Annotated in this window: 16 protein-coding genes; 10 read left to right on the top strand and 6 right to left on the bottom strand. The window is 74.1% G+C overall.

Features of this window, described 5'->3' with window-relative positions; all coding sequences use genetic code 11:
- Positions 1–76 precede the first annotated feature (76 nt).
- Positions 77–697, bottom strand: a complete 621-nt coding sequence (locus tag ACZ5HG_RS11690; RefSeq protein ID WP_464176406.1) for a hypothetical protein — start codon at positions 695–697, stop codon at positions 77–79.
- Positions 698–768: 71 nt separating this feature from the next.
- Here ACZ5HG_RS11690 and ACZ5HG_RS11685 point away from each other — a divergent pair, with 71 nt between their 5' ends.
- The 3 genes from ACZ5HG_RS11685 to ACZ5HG_RS11675 all read left to right on the top strand — a co-directional run bounded on the left by ACZ5HG_RS11685 (position 769) and on the right by ACZ5HG_RS11675 (position 4,272).
- Complete coding sequence (locus ACZ5HG_RS11685) at positions 769–1,566, top strand: lysophospholipid acyltransferase family protein (RefSeq protein WP_464176404.1); 798 nt, start codon at positions 769–771, stop codon at positions 1,564–1,566.
- Between the two features lie 139 nt (positions 1,567–1,705).
- Positions 1,706–2,926, top strand: coding sequence for a pyrophosphate--fructose-6-phosphate 1-phosphotransferase (locus tag ACZ5HG_RS11680; protein ID WP_464176402.1), 1,221 nt, complete (start codon positions 1,706–1,708; stop codon positions 2,924–2,926).
- Complete coding sequence (locus ACZ5HG_RS11675; protein WP_464176400.1) at positions 2,923–4,272, top strand: class II 3-deoxy-7-phosphoheptulonate synthase; 1,350 nt, start codon at positions 2,923–2,925, stop codon at positions 4,270–4,272. The genes ACZ5HG_RS11680 and ACZ5HG_RS11675 overlap by 4 nt, the downstream gene beginning before the upstream one ends.
- 81 nt (positions 4,273–4,353) lie before the next feature.
- Here ACZ5HG_RS11675 and pknB read toward each other — a convergent pair whose 3' ends face one another.
- Both pknB and ACZ5HG_RS11665 read right to left on the bottom strand, forming a co-directional pair.
- A complete protein-coding gene (gene pknB / locus ACZ5HG_RS11670) occupies positions 4,354–6,402 on the bottom strand; it encodes a Stk1 family PASTA domain-containing Ser/Thr kinase (protein WP_464176397.1) in 2,049 nt (682 codons plus the stop codon).
- 39 nt (positions 6,403–6,441) lie between these two features.
- Positions 6,442–7,644, bottom strand: coding sequence for a lytic transglycosylase (locus tag ACZ5HG_RS11665; RefSeq protein WP_464176395.1), 1,203 nt, complete (start codon positions 7,642–7,644; stop codon positions 6,442–6,444).
- 202 nt (positions 7,645–7,846) lie between these two features.
- Here ACZ5HG_RS11665 and ACZ5HG_RS11660 point away from each other — a divergent pair, with 202 nt between their 5' ends.
- The gene (locus ACZ5HG_RS11660; RefSeq protein ID WP_464176393.1) at positions 7,847–8,254 is read left to right on the top strand and encodes an Rv2175c family DNA-binding protein; all 408 of its coding nucleotides are present in this window, start codon (positions 7,847–7,849) and stop codon (positions 8,252–8,254) included.
- Positions 8,255–8,311: 57 nt separating this feature from the next.
- On the opposite strand, the gene ACZ5HG_RS11655 is transcribed toward ACZ5HG_RS11660, so the two are convergent.
- Positions 8,312–9,460: a polyprenyl synthetase family protein gene (locus ACZ5HG_RS11655; RefSeq protein WP_464176391.1), complete on the bottom strand. Its 1,149-nt coding sequence runs from the start codon at positions 9,458–9,460 to the stop codon at positions 8,312–8,314.
- 19 nt (positions 9,461–9,479) lie between these two features.
- Positions 9,480–10,004, bottom strand: a complete 525-nt coding sequence (locus tag ACZ5HG_RS11650; protein ID WP_464176389.1) for a hypothetical protein — start codon at positions 10,002–10,004, stop codon at positions 9,480–9,482.
- Positions 10,005–10,130: 126 nt separating this feature from the next.
- On the opposite strand from ACZ5HG_RS11650, the gene ACZ5HG_RS11645 reads away from it, so the two are divergent.
- The 3 genes from ACZ5HG_RS11645 (at position 10,131) to ACZ5HG_RS11635 (ending at position 14,262) form a co-directional block, all read left to right on the top strand.
- Positions 10,131–11,810 carry a DUF4192 family protein gene (locus ACZ5HG_RS11645; protein WP_464176387.1) on the top strand — a complete coding sequence of 560 codons (1,680 nt, stop codon included), beginning with the start codon at positions 10,131–10,133 and terminating at the stop codon, positions 11,808–11,810.
- 177 nt (positions 11,811–11,987) lie between these two features.
- Complete coding sequence (locus tag ACZ5HG_RS11640) at positions 11,988–12,386, top strand: universal stress protein (RefSeq protein ID WP_464176385.1); 399 nt, start codon at positions 11,988–11,990, stop codon at positions 12,384–12,386.
- A 331-nt stretch (positions 12,387–12,717) separates the two neighbouring features.
- Positions 12,718–14,262 carry an RNA polymerase sigma factor gene (locus ACZ5HG_RS11635; protein WP_464176383.1) on the top strand — a complete coding sequence of 515 codons (1,545 nt, stop codon included), beginning with the start codon at positions 12,718–12,720 and terminating at the stop codon, positions 14,260–14,262.
- Positions 14,263–14,507: 245 nt separating this feature from the next.
- Here the strand turns inward: ACZ5HG_RS11635 and ACZ5HG_RS11630 are convergent, their stop codons facing one another.
- A complete protein-coding gene (locus ACZ5HG_RS11630; RefSeq protein ID WP_464176381.1) occupies positions 14,508–14,738 on the bottom strand; it encodes a DUF7455 domain-containing protein in 231 nt (76 codons plus the stop codon).
- A gap of 201 nt (positions 14,739–14,939) precedes the next feature.
- Between ACZ5HG_RS11630 and ACZ5HG_RS11625 the strand changes: the two genes are divergently transcribed.
- The 3 genes from ACZ5HG_RS11625 to ACZ5HG_RS11615 all read left to right on the top strand — a co-directional run bounded on the left by ACZ5HG_RS11625 (position 14,940) and on the right by ACZ5HG_RS11615 (position 18,762).
- On the top strand, positions 14,940–17,087 hold the full coding sequence (locus tag ACZ5HG_RS11625) for a DNA gyrase/topoisomerase IV subunit B (RefSeq protein ID WP_464176378.1): 2,148 nt from the start codon (positions 14,940–14,942) through the stop codon (positions 17,085–17,087).
- Between the two features lie 81 nt (positions 17,088–17,168).
- Positions 17,169–18,197 (top strand): GNAT family N-acetyltransferase, encoded by a 1,029-nt coding sequence (locus tag ACZ5HG_RS11620; protein WP_464176376.1) that lies wholly within the window; start codon positions 17,169–17,171, stop codon positions 18,195–18,197.
- A gap of 28 nt (positions 18,198–18,225) precedes the next feature.
- The gene (locus ACZ5HG_RS11615; RefSeq protein WP_464176373.1) at positions 18,226–18,762 is read left to right on the top strand and encodes a MarR family winged helix-turn-helix transcriptional regulator; all 537 of its coding nucleotides are present in this window, start codon (positions 18,226–18,228) and stop codon (positions 18,760–18,762) included.
- Positions 18,763–18,816: the final 54 nt, after the last annotated feature.

Raw genomic sequence — 18,816 nt, 5'->3', positions numbered from 1 at the left:
GCATGACGCACGAGGGGCGGCGGACCAGCACGGTCCGCCGCCCCTCGTCGTGCGCGCCGTCGTCTGTGCGCAGCGCTTACACCACGGCCCCGTCGTCGTCGGCGTCGTCCGTGCCGCCGTCGCCGCGCCGGTGCGGCATCCGCCAGAGCAGCAGCGCCAGCCCGAGCAGGAACACCACGCCGGAGGCGAGCAGCACCGTGCGCGGGGCGTCGCGCCACGCGATCACCATCACCAGCCAGAACAGCGGGATCCCGCCGACCGCCAGCCAGGCCATCGTCAGCAGCGGGTCGCCGCCGAGGACCGGGCCCGGGTCCTCCGGCACGAAGTGCTCCTCGGCGTCCACCCGCCGCTCGGCCTCGTCCATCTGCGCCGTGGCGTCCCAGTCCCGGGCGCCCGCGAGCTCCGGCGGCACCGCCTCGTCCTCGTCGGAGCCGGGTCGGCGTGCAGGTCGCACGACGCGCCGTTCTGAGACCCACGGCGCGACGGGGTAGGTTACGGCGGGACCGGACGTCGTCCGTGCAGGGTCGGGCTCGCCGGCCGTGCCGTCGTCGGCACCGGTCGGATCAGGTCCGGTGGGGTCGAGGTCGCCACGCAGGTCGGCGACGATCGCGGCCCACTGCTCGTCGCTGACGTGATCGCCGCCCGGCACGGACCGGTCGGTGGGATCGTCGTCGGGCAGGTCGGGACGCGGTGCCATGGCAGCACTCTAGAGTCGGTCGGACCGAGCGTCGCGGGAGTCCCGTGACGACGAGGGCGAGAGGTGGCAGGTTGTTCTACTGGTTCATGAAGCGGGTCCTCGTCGGTCCGCTGCTGCACCTGCTGTTCCGCCCGTGGGTCCGCGGCGCCGAGAACGTGCCCAGCAGCGGGGGAGCGATCCTCGCCAGCAACCACCTCGCCGTGATCGACTCGTTCTTCCTGCCGCTGGTGCTGGACCGCGAGATCGTCTTCATCGGCAAGAACGAGTACTTCACCGGCAGCGGACTCAAGGGCCGGCTGGTCGCGGGCTTCATGCGCGGCGTCGGCACGATCCCGGTGGACCGCTCCGGCGGCAAGGCCTCCGAGGCGGCCCTGCGCACCGGCCTGCGGCGCCTGGAGGAGGGCGGCCTGTTCGGGATCTACCCCGAGGGCACCCGCAGCCCCGACGGCCGGCTGTACCGCGGCAAGACCGGTGTCGCGCGCCTCGCGCTGGAGGCCGGCGTGCCGGTGATCCCGGTCGCGATGATCGACACCGACAAGGCCCAGCCCCTCGGCCAGCGGCTGCCCCGCCCGCGCCGGATCGGCGTCGTGATCGGCGAGCCGCTCGACTTCAGCCGCTACCAGGGCATGGAGAACGACCGGTTCATCCTGCGCTCGGTCACCGACGAGATCATGTACTCGCTGATGAGCCTGTCCGGCCAGGAGTACGTGGACATCTACGCCGCGACCCAGAAGGCCCGGATCGCCACCGGCCACCCCGCCGCGAGCGGCCCCGACGCCCCGGCGCCGAGCGCCCCCGGCGGCCGCGCGGTCCCCGATGTCCAGGTTCCGGTCCCGCCGGAGGACGAGCCGGGGCGTTCCGTAGGATGACCCCCGGTGCGGGACGCCTCGCGCGCCCGCACCCCGGACCAAGGGCCCGGGTCCCCTGGTGGGACCTGACCTTCACTGACGCTGTGCTGTTCCGGGCTGGGGATCGCCCAGCCGTGCTGATCTACGAAGGGTGTTTCTCATGTCGGTTCGTCGCGTCGCGCTCCTGACCGCGGGTGGCTTCGCTCCGTGCCTGTCCTCGGCCGTCGGTGGCCTGATCGAGCGGTACACCGAGATCGCGCCCGAGATCGAGATCATCGCCTACGAGCACGGCTACTACGGCCTCCTGCGCGGCGACAAGATCGTGATCGGCCCCGAGGCCCGCGCCCAGGCCGGCGTGCTGCACAAGTTCGGCGGCTCGCCGATCGGCAACTCGCGCGTCAAGCTCACCAACGCGGCCGACTGCGTCAAGCGCGGGCTCGTGCAGGAGGGCCAGGACCCGCTCCAGGTCGCCGCCGAGCAGCTCAAGGCCGACGGCGTGGACGTCCTGCACACCATCGGTGGCGACGACACCAACACCACCGCCGCGGACCTCGCCGCCTACCTGGCCGAGAACGACTACGGCCTGACCGTCGTCGGCCTGCCGAAGACCATCGACAACGACGTGGTGCCGATCAAGCAGTCGCTGGGCGCGTGGACCGCCGCCGAGGAGGCCGCCGGCTTCGCCGCGAACGTCATCGGCGAGCACCGCTCCGGCCCGCGCATGCTGATCGTGCACGAGGTCATGGGCCGGCACTGCGGCTGGCTGACCGCCGCCTCCGCCTCCGCGTACCGCACGTGGCTCGACGCCCAGGAGTGGGCCCCGGCCCTCGGCCTGACCCGGGAGCGCTGGGACATCCACGCGGTGTTCCTGCCCGAGCTGGCGATCGACATCGACGCCGAGGCCGCGCGCCTCAAGACGATCATGGACGAGCAGGGCAACGTCAACATCTTCCTGTCGGAGGGTGCGGGCATGCACGAGATCGTCGAGCAGCTCGAGGCCTCCGGCGCCGAGGTGCCGCGCGACCCGTTCGGCCACGTCAAGCTGGACACCATCAACCCGGGCCAGTGGTTCGCGAAGCAGTTCGCGGAGAAGCTCGGCGCCGAGAAGACCATGGTCCAGAAGTCCGGCTACTACTCCCGTGCCGCCGCGGCCAACGCCGAGGACCTGCGCCTGATCAAGTCGATGACCGACCTGGCCGTCGAGTGCGCGCTGCGCGGCGAGTCCGGCGTGATCGGCCACGACGAGGAGGACGGCGACCGCCTCAAGGCCATCGCGTTCCCGCGCATCGCCGGTGGCAAGGCCTTCGACGTCACGCAGCCCTGGTTCGGCGCCCTCCTGGAGGACATCGGCCAGCCGCTGGTGCCCGCGAGCCACTCGTGAGCGTCGAGGCAGACCCGGCCGTCGTCCAGGGGCTCGACGCCTGGCGGAGCCTGCCCGTCACCCAGCAGCCCGCCTGGCCGGACCCCGACGCGCTCGCCCGCGTCGGGGCCCGCCTCGCGGGGCTGCCCCCGCTGGTGTTCGCCGGCGAGGCCGACGCGCTGCGGGCCCAGCTCGCCGCCGCCGGTCGCGGTGAGGCGTTCCTGCTGCAGGGCGGCGACTGCGCCGAGACCTTCGCCGAGGCCACCGCGGACAACATCCGCGGCAAGATCATGACCGTCCTGCAGATGGCGGTCGTGCTCACCTACGGCGCCAGCCTGCCCGTGATCAAGATGGGCCGGATGGCCGGGCAGTACGCCAAACCGCGCTCCTCCGAGGAGGAGACCCGCGACGGGGTCACGCTGCCCGCGTTCCGCGGCGACATCATCAACGGCTTCGAGTTCACGCCCGAGGCCCGCACGCCCGACCCGGAGCGGCTGCTCGAGGCGTACCACACGTCGGCGTCCACGCTGAACCTGATCCGCGCGTTCACCACCGGGGGCTTCGCGTCCCTGCTGCGGGTGCACGAGTGGAACCGGGGGTTCACGCAGAACCCGGCCTACTCGCGCTACGAGGAGATCGCCGCCGAGATCGACCGGGCCATCCGGTTCATGGCGGCCTGCGGGGCGGACTTCGACGCGCTGCGGACCGTGGACTTCTACTCCAGCCACGAGGGGCTGCTGCTCGACTACGAGCGGCCGCTCACCCGGATCGACTCGCGCACCGGCCTGCCGTACGACTGCTCGGCGCACTTCCTGTGGATCGGGGAGCGCACCCGTCAGCTCGACGGGGCGCACGTGGACTACTTCTCCCGCGTGCACAACCCGATCGGCATCAAGCTCGGCCCGACCTCGACCGCGGACGACGCGCTGCGGCTGATCGACAAGATCAACCCCGGCGCCGAGCCCGGCCGGATCACCTTCATCACCCGGATGGGCGCGGGCCAGATCCGCGACCGCCTGCCCGGCCTGGTGGAGAAGATCACCGCCGACGGACGCCCGGTCACCTGGGTGTGCGACCCGATGCACGGCAACGGCATCACCTCGGCCTCGGGCTACAAGACCCGGCGGTTCTCCGACGTGATGGACGAGGTCGCCGGCTTCTTCGAGGTGCACCGCGCGCTGGGCACCGTGCCCGGCGGCCTGCACATCGAGCTCACCGGCGACGACGTCACCGAGGTGCTCGGCGGCGCGGAGGAGATCGACGACGAGGGCCTGGCCCGGCGCTACGAGACGCTGGTCGACCCGCGCCTGAACCACCAGCAGTCGCTGGAGCTCGCGTTCCAGGTGGTCGAGCTGCTGCGGCGCTGAGACCGCGCTCGGCACGAACGGCGCCCCGCGAGAGATCTCGCGGGGCGCCGTTCGTGCTGCCGGGGGGCGTCCGCTGCGGGGTCAGACGACCTTGAGGGTGATCTGGGTGCCGCGCTTGATCCTCTCGCCGGCGCTGACGCTCTGCGAGAGCACCCGGCCGGTGGGGGAGGCGAAGACGTTCTCGCGGACCACCACGAAACCCAGGCCCTCCAGCGTCGCCTTGGCGTCGTCGTAGGAGTTGCCGAACACGCTCGGCACCTCGATCAGCTCCGGGCCCTTGGAGACCTGGAGGTGCACGGTGTCCCCGCGGTGCGCCTCGGCGTTGCTGCCCGGGTCCTGCGCCACGACCGCACCGGCGGCGACGGTGTCGCTGAACACCTCCTCGGAGGTGACCTTGAGCCCGCTCTCGCCGAGCTGCTCCGTGGCGTCCTCCAGGGTCGCGCCGACCACCGAGATCACCGTGACCGGTGCGGGGCCGTCGGAGAGGATCAGGTACACCGTCGAGCCGCGCGGGACCTTGGTGCCCTCGGGGATGTCGTTGCCGTCCTCGTCGACCACCCGCAGCACGGAGCCGATCGTCGCGGTGTCGTCCCAGTCGGCCTGGGTGTCGAAGGGCTCGTAGCCGGCGACCAGGTCGGCGGCCGTGAGCGCGGCCGCGGCGTCGTCCTGCATCATCGTCACCAGCCCGGCGGGCAGGTCGACCACGTCGGGGCCGACGGAGACGGTCAGGGTCACCGAGCCGTCCTTGCGGACGCTCTCGCCGTCACCGGGGTCGGAGCTGATCACCGATCCCACCGCGATGTCGTCGGAGAAGCCGTCCTGCGCGGTGTGGTCCAGCCCGGCCTCGTCCAGCGCCGCCTCGGCGTCCGCCTGGGTCAGCCCGGCGATCTCCGGGACGGTGGTGAACGCGCCGGGGCCCTCGGTGGCGTACCACCAGGAGCCGCCCGCGACGGCCGCGACCAGGAGCACCGCGGCGGCGATCCAGGCGACGAGCCGGCGCCGGCTGCGGCGCGGCGGGGCGTCGATCGTGGCGACGACCGCACCGTTCCCGGATCCGTGCTCGCCCAGACCGATCGGCAGCGCGACCGTGCGACCGGCGTGCAGCGCGTCGATCCGGGTGGTGGCGTCGGTGTCGACCGCCGCGTCCTCGTCGCCGTCCTCGGGCTCGGACGCGTCGACCTCGGAGGCACCGGTCTCGGCGTCGTCGGTGTCGGCGGGCAGGACGACGGTCGGCGCGACGTCGGTGCGTCGGTCCAGGGTGGCCGGGTCCAGCGCCTCGCGGGTGCGGCGGAGCAGGGCGAGCGCGGCGGAGGCGTCGGTGGGCCGGTCCTCCGGGTCGCGCGCCGCCAGGGCGCTGACCAGCTCGTCGATCTCGACCGGGATCCACGCCGCCGAGTCCGAGGGCGCCGGGACGTCCGAGTTGACGTGCTGGAACGCGATCTGGATCGGCGTCTCGCCGGTGAAGGGCTGCCGTCCGGTGAGCATCTCGTACAGCAGCACGCCCGCGGCGTAGACGTCGGTGCGCACGTCGCTCTCGCCGCGCACCACCAGCTCGGGGGCGAGGTAGGCGACGGTGCCGAAGACGGTGCCGGTGGTGGTCGAGGTGACCTCGGTGACGGCGCGCGCCAGACCGAAGTCCGCGAGCTTGACCCGGCCGTCCGCGGCCATCAGCACGTTCTCCGGCTTGATGTCGCGGTGCACCAGACCGGCGCGGTGCGCGGCGGCCAGCGCGTCGAGCACCTGCTCCGCGACCCGCAGGGTCTCGCCGACGCTCAGCGACCCGCGCTCGGCGAGGTGCCGGCGCAGGTTGACCCCGTCGACGTACTCCATGGTCAGGTAGGACGTCTCGCCGTCGAGCCCCTGGTCGTAGACGCCGACCAGGCCGGGGTGGGTCAGGCGGGCGGCGGCGCGGGCCTCCCGGCGGAAGCGCGCGACGAAGTCGGCACCCGCCCCGCCCTCGGCGAGGTGGGGGTGCATGACCTTGAGCGCGACGTCGCGGTCGAGGCGGCGGTCCACGGCGAGGTACACCGTGGCCATGCCGCCCCGCGCGATGCGCTGTACGACCTCGTAGCGCCCGTCGACCAGGCGGCCGACGAGCGGGTCGGTGACGGTGGCTCCCACGGCCCGCATTCTACGGGCGGGGGCGGCGCGGACCGGGCATCCGCGCGCTCAGTAGCGCGTCATGAGGGTCTGGACGTTCGCGACGTAGCGCCGGGTGTCCGCGAACATGCCGTTCTTCTTCACCGAGGTCGCCCCCTGGTAGTACCCGGCGATGGCCGTCGGGAGGTCGCCGCCGGACGACTTCAGCAGCGAGCGCAGGATCGCCACGCCGGCCACGACGTTGTCGTCGGGGTCGAGCAGGTTGAGCTGACGGCCGACCAGCTGGGACGCCCACTCGCCGGAGGACGGGATCACCTGCATGGTGCCGATCGCGTTGGCCGGGGAGACCGCGGTGTGGTTGAAGCCGGACTCCTGGAAGGCGATGGCCTGCGCCAGCGACGCGTCCACGCCCATCGCGCGGGCGGTGTCGGCGACCTTGGCCTGCATCTGGGCGGCCGAGGGGACGCTCATCGACAGCAGGGCGGCCTTGTTCTGGTTCGCCGAGGCGACGACGGCCGGGGCGTAGGTGCGTCCGGCGAAGGTGTTGCCGACCAGGTTGCTGGTGGTGGTCGTCGTGGTGGCGGCCGCCGTGGTGGTGGTCGCGCCGGGGATGGTGAGGGTCTGGCCGGCGCGGATGAACGCGCGGGAGTCCAGGCCGTTGGCGGAGACGATCGCGGCGACGGTGGTGCCGTAGCGCTTGGCGATCGAGGACACCGTCTCGCCGGAGGCGACGGCGTGGCTGCCGGCGGCCGAGGTCGTGGTGGCGGCGGTGGTCGTGGTCGCGGCGCTGGTGGTCGCTCCGGGGATGGTGAGGGTCTGGCCGGCGCGGATGAACGCGCGGGAGTCCAGGCCGTTGGCGGAGACGATCGCGGCGACGGTGGTGCCGTAGCGCTTGGCGATCGAGGACACCGTCTCGCCCGAGACGACGGCGTGGCTGCCCGCGGCGGCGGCCGGGGCGGCGGCGACGGCGGGGGAGGAGGTCGCCTGCGTCGGGATCGTCAGGCGCTGGCCCTCGCGGATGAAGGCGCGCGCGTCGAGGCCGTTGGCGCTGCGGACCGCCGACACGGTGGTGCCGTAGCGGGCGGCGATGTGGCTGACGGTGTCACCGGAGCGGACCGTGTACTGCTCGTCGGCGTGCGCGGCGCCCGCGGTGGCGGTCAGACCGACGGCGGCGATGGCGAGCGTGGCGCCGGTGCTGGTGGCGAGGCGGCGACCCCGGGCGGGGCGCGGGGCGGCGTCGTCCTCGACGGTGGCGGTGGCGGTCGTCGTCATGGTGACCTCTGCGGTTCGTGGGGTGGTGTGCGAGTGACCGATGTGACTGGTGTGATTCGTGTGACTGGAGTTGACGGTAATGCACCAGAACGCACAGGGAAAGCCGGAGCCGCAAAATGTCCGATTGTGCTGCGGATTCACCCGTCGGCACCCCGGGGCGCTCGCACGGACGAGGGACGCGCAGGTCAGTAGGCTGACCCCCGTGACTGCGCAGCCCACCCCTGATGACCTCGTCGACTCCTGGCTCACCGTCCCGGACATCGCCGACAAGCTCGGCATCGACGCCGGAAAGGTCCGCCGCCTGCTGAAGGAGGGCCGGCTGTCCGGCGTCCGCCGCGGCGACCCGCCGGTGCTCTCGGTGCCCGCCGACTTCCTGGTCCCCGTCGACCAGGGCAACTCCACCGCCGACGTGCAGGCCGACGGCGCCGGTGCCGCCGTGCTCGCCTCGCTCCAGGGCACGCTCAGCGTGCTCGGCGACGCCGGGTTCACCCCCGAGGACGCGATCGTCTGGCTGTTCACCCCGGACGACTCGCTGCCCGGCCGGCCGGTGGACGCCCTGCGCGCCGGTCACAAGACGGAGGTCCGCCGCCGCGCGCAGGCGATGCTCTGATCGTCCCCGTGCCCCGGTCGGCCTCGATGCCGGCCGGGGTGCTGTCCGGGGTGCCGGTCAGGCCTGGCGGTCGACCGCGAGCCGTCCCAGCCGCTCCAGCACCGACCGCGGCCCCTCGACCAGCGGCGCCGCCGCCAGCGCGCTGAACGCCCGCCCCGACAGGTCGGTGATCAGCTCCTCGACCTGCTCCACCGCACCCGACCCGGCGATCCGGTCCGCCAGCGCCCGGCACGCCTGCTCGGTGAGGTCCGGGTCGCCCAGCCCGTCGTGCAGGGCCGCGGCGAGAGCGGTGTCGCCGGTGCTGGCCGCCTGCGCCATCGCCCGGGCCACCAGCACGGTCCGCTTGCCCTCGCGCAGGTCGTCCCCGGCGGGCTTGCCGGTGGTCGCCGGGTCGCCGAACACGCCGAGCAGGTCGTCCCGCAGCTGGAAGGCCTCGCCGAGCGGCAGCCCGAACGCGCTCGCGCCCGCCAGGGCCTCCTCGTCCGCCCCGGCCAGCACCGCACCGATCAGCACCGGGTGCTCCACGCTGTAGCGGGCGGTCTTCGCCCGGATCACCTCGCGGGCCCGCTGCTCGTCCGCCACCGGGTCCGTGCCCCACGGCAGCGCCTGCGCCAGCAGGTCGAGGTACTGGCCGACGGTGACCTCGGTGCGCATCCGGTCGAACACCGCCTGCGCCCGGCGCACGCGCTCCGCGCGGTCCGCCGACGGAGCCAGCGCGGCCATCGCGTCGGTGAACTCGCGCTCCGCGGCGACCAGGGCCAGGTCGCCGAGCAGGATCGCCGCCGAGTCGCCGAACCGGCGGTCGCTGCCCGACCAGCCGTGCTCGCGGTGCATCGCGGCGAACACCCGGTGCGCGGCCGGGCGGCCGCGACGGGTGTCCGAGTCGTCCATCACGTCGTCGTGGAACAGCGCCGCCGCCTGGAACAGCTCCAGCGCCGCGCCGACCCCGATCACCGGGGACGACGGGTCGTCCGGCTGCCCCGGATCGCCCGGCACGCCGCCGTGCGCGCGCCAGGACCAGTAGCAGAACGCCGCCCGCAGCCGCTTGCCGCCCAGGAGCATCTGCCGCACCGCGTCCCCGAGGGGAGCGGCCCCGGCACCGGCGGCGACCAGCTCGGGCTGCAACCGGTCCACGTGCTCGGCCAGGCGGGCGTCGACGCGGGCCCGGAGGTCCTCGGCGTCGACGAGGGCGGTGGCGGGACTCACGCGGCGAGCCTAGAGCCGGTCAGCCCGCGACGCGCACAGAGCCGCCCAGGGTGAGCGTGCGCACCCCGTCGCGGTCCAGCACGCCCAGGGTCAGCAGCTCGGCGCCGTCGTCCCCGCGCACGTAGGTCGAGGTCGCGGCGAGGCCGGAGGCGCCGGGATCGATCACCGTCTCGACGAAGCCGGCCGCCACCAGCCCGCCGCCGACCGCGGCCACCAGATCGGCGGTGCTCAACGGGCTGCGCAGGTTCAGGCTGACGTCCAGCAGCCCGGTCGCCGCATCGGTCTGCGCGGCAGAGACCAGGATCTCGCTGCCCTCGGGCACCGTCACCAGGTCGGTGGGGAAGCCCGGGGCCAGCGCGCCCACCGCCGAGGTGGTGGAGGTCGGGCTGGGCAGCAGGCTCTCCGTCGCGCTGGGGGCCGGGGCGGGCGCCGTCGCGACCGATCCGGACGGGGTCGGCGCGGGAGTGTCGGACCCGGTGCACGCGGCCGTGGCGAGGGTCGTCAGCACCACCAGCGCGGCGGCGGCGAGAGATCGGGCGGGCACCGCGCCACAGTAGCGCCGCTCAGCAGGCGGACCTCGACGCGTCCACAGGCTCCGCACGGCTCCGTCGTCCCCAGGTCGGCCCGCCGGAGGTGGTGCGCGGCGGGGCGTGGGGCGTGGGCTCGGCGCATGGCGACCACCACCGACCACGCCCGGCCCGGCACCACCGACGACGCACCGCCCGTGCTGCGCCTGCGCGCCGCCCCCGACCTGCTCGCCTACCTCCCGCACCGCCTCGGCTTCCGGCCCCGCGAGTCCCTGGTCGTCGCGGGCATCGGCGGACCACGCCGGCGGCTCGGCCTCGTCGCCCGGGTCGACCTCGCCGACCTCGCCGGACCGACCGGCCCGATGCTCGCGCACGACCTCGTCGCGCACCTGCTCGCCGACGGCGCCCACGAGGTCGTCGCGGCCGCGCACACCGCCGACGACCCGCGCGAGCCGCGCGCCGACGGCCGCCTGCGACCGCGTCCCGGCAGCACCGTCGTGCTCGCCGTGGAGCGCTTCGCCCTCGCCTGGGAGGCCCGTCGGCCCCGGGCACGGATCGAGCAGTGGGTGCTGACCGACGACGGCTACCTCGACCTCGACTGCGCGGACCCCGCCTGCTGCCCTCTCGGCGGGCGCCCGGTGGAGGACGTCGCGGACAGCGACCTCGCACGTCGGCTCGACGCCGCCGGCCCCGTCGCCCCGCGTCGCTCCGACCTCGCCCGGATCACCCCGGCCCCCGCCGGTGCGCGGCGCTCCGCCGACTCCGCGCGCCTGCGCTGGGCGGACCGGCTCCGCCGGGCGCGGCGGGTGCGGCCGGAGGGCGGGGCGGGTGGCGACGCGGCGGCGGGCGGTGGCGGCGGGGTGGGTGCCGGTGGCGGCCGGCCTGGTGCCGGTGGGCGTGCCGGTGCGGGCAGACAGTGCGCCGACCCGCGTGCTCGTGTGGCCGAAGAGGGCGCAGGTCCGCGTGCCAGAGCCGGGACGGGTGCGGCGACCGGCGGCGCGTGGCAGCAGGCCGCCGTGCTGCGCTGGCGTCGGGACTCGCTGGACCTCTGGACGGCGGCCGTCGCGGAGGTGCGCGGGCCCGCGACGGGTGGTGCGGCGGCGATGCGCGGTCCGGCGGCGGTCGGCGCGGCCGGTGGCGGTGCGACGGGCGGTGGCGATGCGGTGCCGGGCGAAGTCGTGCCGGAGAGCGGCGGAGCGCCGGAGGCGAGCGTGAGCGTCGCGCCGAGCATGCCGGCGGTGACCGATGGTGCGACGGCGGCCCGCGTCCCGGCCGGGCTCGGCGTGGCCGACGGTGGCGCGGCAGTGCGACGACCCGGGAAGGACAGCGGCGGTGCGCCGGAGGGCGCCGGCGGGAGGGCGACCGCCCCGCGGGTGCTCGGGCGGATCGAGGCGGCGCTGACCGACCGCGTGCTGCGGGATGCCGTGCTGCTGACGATCCTCGCCCCCGGATCCGCCCTGCCCGACCGGGTGCTGGCGGGCGGCGACGAGGGGTGCGGCCCCGACGGCGCACCGGTGGGACCGCAGATCGGCGCCGTGCTCGACTCGTTGCTGTCGGCCGGTGGCGCGCGCCGGCCGGATCCTGCCGCCACGGCGGCCGCCGTCCACGTGCTGGAGCGGGTCGTCGCGCACGGGCGGGTCCGGCGCCAGGCGCCCGCCCGCACGCTGCTCGCGCTGGTCGCCTGGTGGTCCGGTGACGGGCCGCGGGCCTCGGTGCTGGTCGAGCGCGCGCTCCGGGACGACCCGGAGCACGGGCTGGCCCACCTGGTCCACCGGCTGGTGGACTCCGGCACGCCGCCCGCCTGGGTCCGGGCGGAGCGGTGAGGCCCGCGACGTGGGCGCGGTCAGGCGTCGTGGCTGATGGCGGGCGGGGGCGTGCGCGTCGCCGTTCGTCGGTGCCCGGTCTGTCCGGTACCGTCGGACCACGGTCCATGCCCCCACCGCGCGACGGCGCTCCGGTGGCGACCGACGGACGTAGACGCGCACGTGCGAGGAGCACTCATGAGCATCGTGGTCGGGTACCTGGCGACGGTCGAGGGGCGTGCCGCCCTCGCGGCGGCCACGGGGGAGGCGGTCCGCCGCTCCGAGCCGCTCGTCGTCGTCGTGAGCGAGCGCGGGGACGAGAGCGACGAGCAGCGGGCCGAGCTCGCCGCCGCCCTCGAGGACGCGCAGGGCTCGCTCGCCGCAGCCGGCGTGCCGCACGACGTGCGGGTGATCTCCGGCGGACGTGACGTCGCCGAGGACCTCATCGGCACCGCCGAGGAGACCGGCGCCACGCTGATCGTCATCGGCCTGCGGCGCCGCAGCCCCGTCGGCAAGCTGATCCTCGGCGCGAACGCCCAGCGCATCCTGCTCGACTCGCCCTGCCCGGTCCTCGCGGTCAAGCCCGACCCGGCCTGACCTGCGGGCCCACCCGGCCTGACCTGCGGGCCCGCTCGACGCGGCCGCCCCCACCCGGCCTGACCTGCGGGCCCACCCGGCCTGACCTGCGGGCCCGCTCGACGCGGCCGTCCCCACCCGCCCTGCGCGAGCCCCGCGGCGCGACACGCCCGGGCGCGGTGGCGGGAATCCTGGGGGCGTCCGGCTCGTTGTACCCCCCGACAGGTCAGCCGGTCATGCGCGACGCCACCCGCAGGCGTCGAGCGACGCACGCCGCGGTGCGGGTGCGGCCGGTACAATATGCGGGTACCCGACGCGCCGAACCGGGTCCCTTGCTGCCGAAAGGTCATTCGTGACGCCCCAGACTTCCACCCCCACCCTCCCGCGTGAGTTCGAGCACCCCGCGCTCCAGGACCTCGTCCGGCGCGGCCTCTCCAACGGGAGCGTCGACGCCGCCTCGTTGAGGGCGGCGTGCGAGGCCGCGCAGGTGGAGGACGCCAAGCGGCTCAAGGCCGTCGTGCGCGGTCTGGCCAACGCCGGCATCACCGTCACCGAGCCGACCGCCGCCGCGCCCAAGGTCGCCGCCGCCACCACCGCCAAGGCCCGTCCGTCGGCCAAGGCCGTCGTGTCCGAGGACGGCGAGGAGAAGCCCGCCGCCAAGCGCACCCGTGCCGCCGCCAAGCCCGCCGCGAAGAAGACCGCGACCAAGGCCACCGCCGCCAAGCCGGTGAAGTCCGCGAAGGACGCCGACGACGAGGACGCCGAGGTCGAGGACGTCGAGATCGAGGACGACGTCGAGATCGACGAGGCCGACCTCGAGACCACGGACGACGCCGACGAGTCGGACGACACCGAGGAGTCCGCCACCGCGGGCGACAAGTCCAAGGCCACCCCCGCCGCCAAGGAGGAGACCGAGGACACCGGCTTCGTCGTCTCCGACCGTGACGAGGACGACGCCCCGGCGCAGCAGGTCGTGACCGCCGGCGCCACCGCCGACCCGGTCAAGGACTACCTCAAGCAGATCGGCAAGGTCGCGCTGCTGAACGCCGAGCAGGAGGTCGAGCTCGCCAAGCGCATCGAGGCCGGCCTGTTCGCGGAGGAGCGCCTGGCGAGCCTCGGCGACGACATCGAGCCCAAGGCCCGTCGCGAGCTTCAGTGGATCGCGCAGGACGGCCGTCGCGCCAAGAACCACCTGCTCGAGGCCAACCTGCGTCTCGTCGTCTCGCTCGCCAAGCGCTACACCGGCCGCGGCATGCTGTTCCTGGACCTGATCCAGGAGGGCAACCTCGGTCTGATCCGTGCGGTCGAGAAGTTCGACTACACCAAGGGCTACAAGTTCTCGACGTACGCGACCTGGTGGATCCGTCAGGCGATCACGCGCGCGATGGCCGACCAGGCCCGCACCATCCGCATCCCGGTGCACATGGTCGAGGTCATCAACAAGCTCGCCCGCGTGCAGCGCCAGATGCTCCAGGACCTCGGCCGCGAGCCGACGCCGGAGGAGCTGGCCAAGGAGCTCGACATGACCCCCGAGAAGGTCGTCGAGGTCCAGAAGTACGGTCGCGAGCCCATCTCGCTGCACACCCCGCTCGGCGAGGACGGCGACTCCGAGTTCGGTGACCTCATCGAGGACTCCGAGGCGGTCGTCCCGGCCGACGCCGTGTCGTTCACGCTGCTCCAGGAGCAGCTGCACCAGGTGCTCGACACGCTGTCCGAGCGGGAGGCCGGCGTCGTCTCGATGCGCTTCGGCCTGACCGACGGCCAGCCGAAGACGCTGGACGAGATCGGCAAGGTCTACGGCGTGACCCGCGAGCGGATCCGCCAGATCGAGTCGAAGACCATGTCGAAGCTGCGGCACCCGTCGCGCTCGCAGGTTCTGCGCGACTACCTGGACTGATCAGGTCGCACGACGCGAACCGAACGGCCCCGTCCTCCTGCGCGGAGGGCGGGGCCGTTCTGGCTCTCATGCGTCGGCAGGTGGCGGCGTCGGACCGGGGTTCGACGGCGGGGCGGCGCGGTGAAGGTGCAGCAGCACGCCCGGTCACCGACGGCCGACCCGGGGCACGACGAAGGGCCCGCCCCGGGAGCGATCCCCGGTGCGGGCCCTGCGGTGTCGGTGCGCTCGGTGGCGCGGGTCGAGGCTCAGCGCGCGGCGCCGGCCCCTGCCCCGTGCTCGGCGAGCAGCCTGTCGGTCTCGTCCTGCACGTGGCGCGCGACCCCGGCGAACTTGGGTCCGTGCTCACGGGCGTGGTGCGCGCAGAACAGCAGCTCGCCCACGGGCAGAAGCACGCGGACGTAGGCCTGCGCGCCGCAACGGTCGCAGCGGTCGGCTGCGGTCAGCGGTGTCGGCGTCGTCTCGGTCGTTCCAGTCACGTTGTCATACAACCATCCCGCGCGCGGATCCTTCCCCTCAGGAGCGGGTGGTTCGCTGTCCGCGTACCGAAAGTCACCCGGCCGTCACCGGCCCGCAACACGCCGCGCACACGACGGGCGCGAGATCCCGAGGATCGCGCGGCGAGGCGCCCCGGCATGGCGTCACGGACCTGTCGGAGGGACCGATTAGGCTCCTGCTTCGTGTCGACCGCCTCTGCCGAGTCCAGCTACACCGCGCGCCACCTGTCCGTCCTCGAGGGGCTGGAGGCGGTGCGCAAGCGCCCCGGCATGTACATCGGGTCCACCGACAGCCGGGGCCTCATGCACTGCCTGTGGGAGATCATCGACAACTCCGTCGACGAGGCGCTGGCCGGGCACGGCGACCGGATCGACGTGGTGCTGCACGCGGACTCCTCGGTGGAGGTGCGCGACAGCGGCCGTGGCATCCCGGTGGACGTCGAGCCGAAGACCGGGCTGACCGGTGTCGAGGTCGTGCTGACCAAGCTGCACGCGGGCGGCAAGTTCGGCGGCGGCTCCTACGGCGCCTCGGGCGGTCTGCACGGCGTGGGCGCGTCGGTGGTCAACGCGCTGTCGGAGCGCCTCGACGTCGAGGTGGACCGCGGCGGCAAGACGCACCGGATGTCCTTCCACCGCGGGGAGCCGGGCGTGTTCGACGACGCCACGGGCCGCTCGCCGGAGTCGCCCTTCGAGCCCTTCGTGTCGGGGTCGCGGCTGGACGTGGTCGGCAAGGTCGCCAAGGGCCGCACCGGCACCCGGATCCGCTACTGGGCGGACCGCAGCATCTTCCCGAAGTCGGCGGTGTTCTCCTACGACGAGCTGGTGACGCGCGCCCGGCAGACCAGCTTCCTGGTGCCGGGCCTGACGATCACGGTGCGCGACGAGCGCGGGCTGCCGGGCACCCCGGGCGCCGAGGGGCCGACGGAGGAGGTGTTCCGGCACGACGGCGGGACCGTCGACTTCGCGGACTTCCTGGCGCCGGACGCGCCGGTCACCGACACGTGGAAGCTCACCGGTACGGGGTCGTTCTCCGAGACGGTGCCGGTGCTGGACTCCCGCGGGCACATGACGCCGCAGGAGGTGCAGCGCGAGTGCGAGGTCGACGTGGCGCTGCGCTGGGGCACCGGCTACGAGACCGAGGTCCGCACCTTCGTCAACATCATCGCGACGCCCAAGGGCGGCAGCCACCTCGCCGGCTTCGAGACCGCGATCCTGCGCACGCTGCGCAAGCAGGTCGAGGCGAACGCGCGGCGGCTGAAGATCTCCGCGAAGGACGGCGGGGACCGGATCGAGAAGGACGACGTGCTCGCCGGTCTGACCGCGGTGATCACGGTGCGCCTGGCGGAGCCGCAGTTCGAGGGCCAGACCAAGGAGGTCCTCGGCACGGCGCCGGTGCGCGGGATCGTGGCGAAGGTGGTCGACACCGAGCTCGCGGCGATCATGACCTCGGCGAAGCGCGAGCACAAGGCGCAGTCGGCGGCCCTGCTGGACAAGATCGTCGGGGAGATGCGCGCCCGCGTCTCGGCCCGCAAGCAGAAGGAGATCTCCCGGCGCAAGAGCGCGCTGGAGACGTCCTCGCTGCCGGCGAAGCTCGCGGACTGCCGCTCGGACGACGTGGACCGCACCGAGCTGTTCATCGTGGAGGGTGACAGCGCGCTCGGCACCGCCAAGCTCGCGCGGTCCAGCGACTTCCAGGCGCTGCTGCCGATCCGCGGCAAGATCCTCAACGTCCAGAAGGCTTCGGTCTCGGACATGCTGCGCAACGCGGAGTGCGCCGCGATCATCCAGGTGCTCGGCGCCGGCTCGGGCCGCACCTTCGACCTGGAGGCCCGCCGGTACGGCAAGGTCGTGCTGATGACCGACGCCGACGTGGACGGCGCGCACATCCGCACGCTGCTGCTCACGCTGTTCTTCCGCTACATGCGCCCGCTGGTCGAGGCCGGCCGGGTGTACGCCGCGGTGCCGCCGCTGCACCGGATCGAGGTGATCGGCGCCGGCAGCCGGAAGAACGAGTACATCTACACGTACTCGGAGGCCGAGCTCGCCGCGACGCTGAAGAAGCTCGACAAGGCCGGCAAGCGCTACAAGGACGACATCCAGCGCTACAAGGGCCTGGGCGAGATGGACGCCGACCAGCTGTCCGAGACCACCATGGACCCGCGGCACCGCACGCTGCGCCGGGTGACCCTGCCGGTGGCCGAGCACGCCGACGAGCAGGTGCGGCTGGCCGAGAAGACCTTCGAGCTGCTGATGGGCTCCGACGTCGCCCCGCGCAAGGACTTCATCGTGGAGAACGCCTCCGAGCTGGACGTCTCGCGCATCGACGCCTGATCATCCTGATCACCCGGACGGCACGCCCGGACCGGCGTGTTTGGACGTGACACCGGGCCTGCCGTCAGGCACCGTGGAGCCATGCCGACGAACCTCCCGCCGATCGCCGTGCGCGCCGCCGCCCCCGACGTCCTGCCCGAGCCGGGCCCTCGCACCGGGCTGACCTGGCGCGCGGTGACCCCGCAGGACGTGCCGGCGCTGGCGGCGCTGGTCGCGCGGGTCGAGGAGGGCGACGCGGTGCCGTACCGCACCGCGGAGGTCGAGGTCGGCGAGTGGTTCGAGGGCGGCTGGAAGGACCTGGCGGCGGACACCCGGATCGGGCTGGACGACGAGGGCGTGCCGCGCGCGTGGATGATCGTGGACACCCCGCCCGGTGACGAGCGGGTGGTGCGCGCGCACCTCAACGGCGGGGTCGACCCGGCCTGGCGCGGCCGAGGTGTCGGGCGGGCCGTGGTCGCCTGGGGCGCCGCGCGGGGCCGGCAGAAGCTCGCCGCCTCCGGCAAGGACGTGCCGGGGCGGATCGGGGCCTACCTCCAGCAGGACTCGCCGGAGGCGCTGCGGATGTACCAGGCGGCCGGCTTCGCGCCGATCCGCTACTTCACCGAGATGCGCCGGGACCTGTCCGTGCCGCTGCCCGAGGGCGCCGCGCCGGCCGGGGTGCGGGTGGTGCCGTGGACGCCGGAGCTCGACGAGCAGGTCCGGGTCGCGCACAACGAGGCCTTCGCGGACCACTGGGGCAGCGAGCCGCGCACCGCGGAGGCGTGGGCGCTCGGCCGGTCGATGTTCGCGCCGACCTGGAGCTTCGTCGCTCTGGACGAGACCACCGGCGAGGTCGTCGGCTACACGCTGGGCGGTCGCTACGAGCACGACTGGCCGGTGGCCGGCTACACCTCGGGCTACACGGAGATCCTCGGCGTCCGGCGGGCATGGCGCGGGCGCGGGGTCGCGGTGGCGCTGCTGTCGGCGGCGATGCGGGCGTTCGCGGCGGACGGGATGCAGTACGCCGAGCTCGGCGTGGACACCGCCAACCCGACCGGCGCGCACGGGCTGTACGCCTGGCTCGGGTACGAGCGGACCCACGGTTCGCTGATCACGTCGATCGAGCTCTGAGCGCGGTTCCGAGCCGTACGCTGGGCGGATGGCAGGGACGCTGGACCAGGTCGCGGCGCGGTCGCCGCAGGGGGCCGACGAGGACACCGTGTGGCGGATGTACCTCGGCGTGTCCCGGGAGATGTTCACCGCGCTGGAGCGCGGGCTCGGCGTCGACCCCGGGGTGTCGGTCGCGGACCTCGAGCTGATGGAGCCCCTGCTGGCCGCCGGGGAGCGCGGGCTGCGTGCCAAGGACCTCGCCGCCGCCGCCGAGTGGCAGGACAGCCGGGTCTCGCACCAGGTGCGCCGGATGGAGCAGCGCGGGCTCGTGGTGCGCACCCGGGACCGTCAGGACGCCCGCGGGACCGTGGTGCGGCTCAGCCCGGAGGGGGCGGTCGCCGCGCGCGCCGCCACGGCCACCCGCCGCGCGCTGGTGCACGAGCTGCTGGTGGGGGCGCTCAGCCCCGAGCAGGTCGGCGCGTTCGTGGAGATCGCCGGGCTGATCCGGGACCGCCTGGTGGCGCACGCCGCCGAGGGCGGGGTCGACGCGCCGGTGGTCACGGCCTCCGAGGTGCCGCAGGGCTGAGCGGGCCCGGTCCGCGCTCTCGCCGGTCGCGCCGAGGCCGGCCGCACCGATCGC

The sequence above is a fragment of the Cellulomonas sp. GTC20042 genome (assembly GCF_055389595.1).
Note: the sequence above shows the minus strand (reverse complement) of the source record. Positions and strands in the feature narration are given on the sequence as shown.

What these genes read in the sequence shown, in the direction of transcription:
- ACZ5HG_RS11680 (WP_464176402.1), top strand. Translation starts at nt 1,706, where the DNA reads ATGTCGGTTCGTCGCGTCGCGCTCCTGACCGCGGGTGGCTTCGCTCCG.
- ACZ5HG_RS11690 (WP_464176406.1), bottom strand. Translation starts at nt 697, where the DNA reads ATGGCACCGCGTCCCGACCTGCCCGACGACGATCCCACCGACCGGTCC.
- ACZ5HG_RS11645 (WP_464176387.1), top strand. Translation starts at nt 10,131, where the DNA reads ATGGCGACCACCACCGACCACGCCCGGCCCGGCACCACCGACGACGCA.
- ACZ5HG_RS11640 (WP_464176385.1), top strand. Translation starts at nt 11,988, where the DNA reads ATGAGCATCGTGGTCGGGTACCTGGCGACGGTCGAGGGGCGTGCCGCC.
- pknB (WP_464176397.1), bottom strand. Translation starts at nt 6,402, where the DNA reads ATGCGGGCCGTGGGAGCCACCGTCACCGACCCGCTCGTCGGCCGCCTG.
- ACZ5HG_RS11665 (WP_464176395.1), bottom strand. Translation starts at nt 7,644, where the DNA reads ATGACGACGACCGCCACCGCCACCGTCGAGGACGACGCCGCCCCGCGC.
- ACZ5HG_RS11620 (WP_464176376.1), top strand. Translation starts at nt 17,169, where the DNA reads ATGCCGACGAACCTCCCGCCGATCGCCGTGCGCGCCGCCGCCCCCGAC.
- ACZ5HG_RS11615 (WP_464176373.1), top strand. Translation starts at nt 18,226, where the DNA reads ATGGCAGGGACGCTGGACCAGGTCGCGGCGCGGTCGCCGCAGGGGGCC.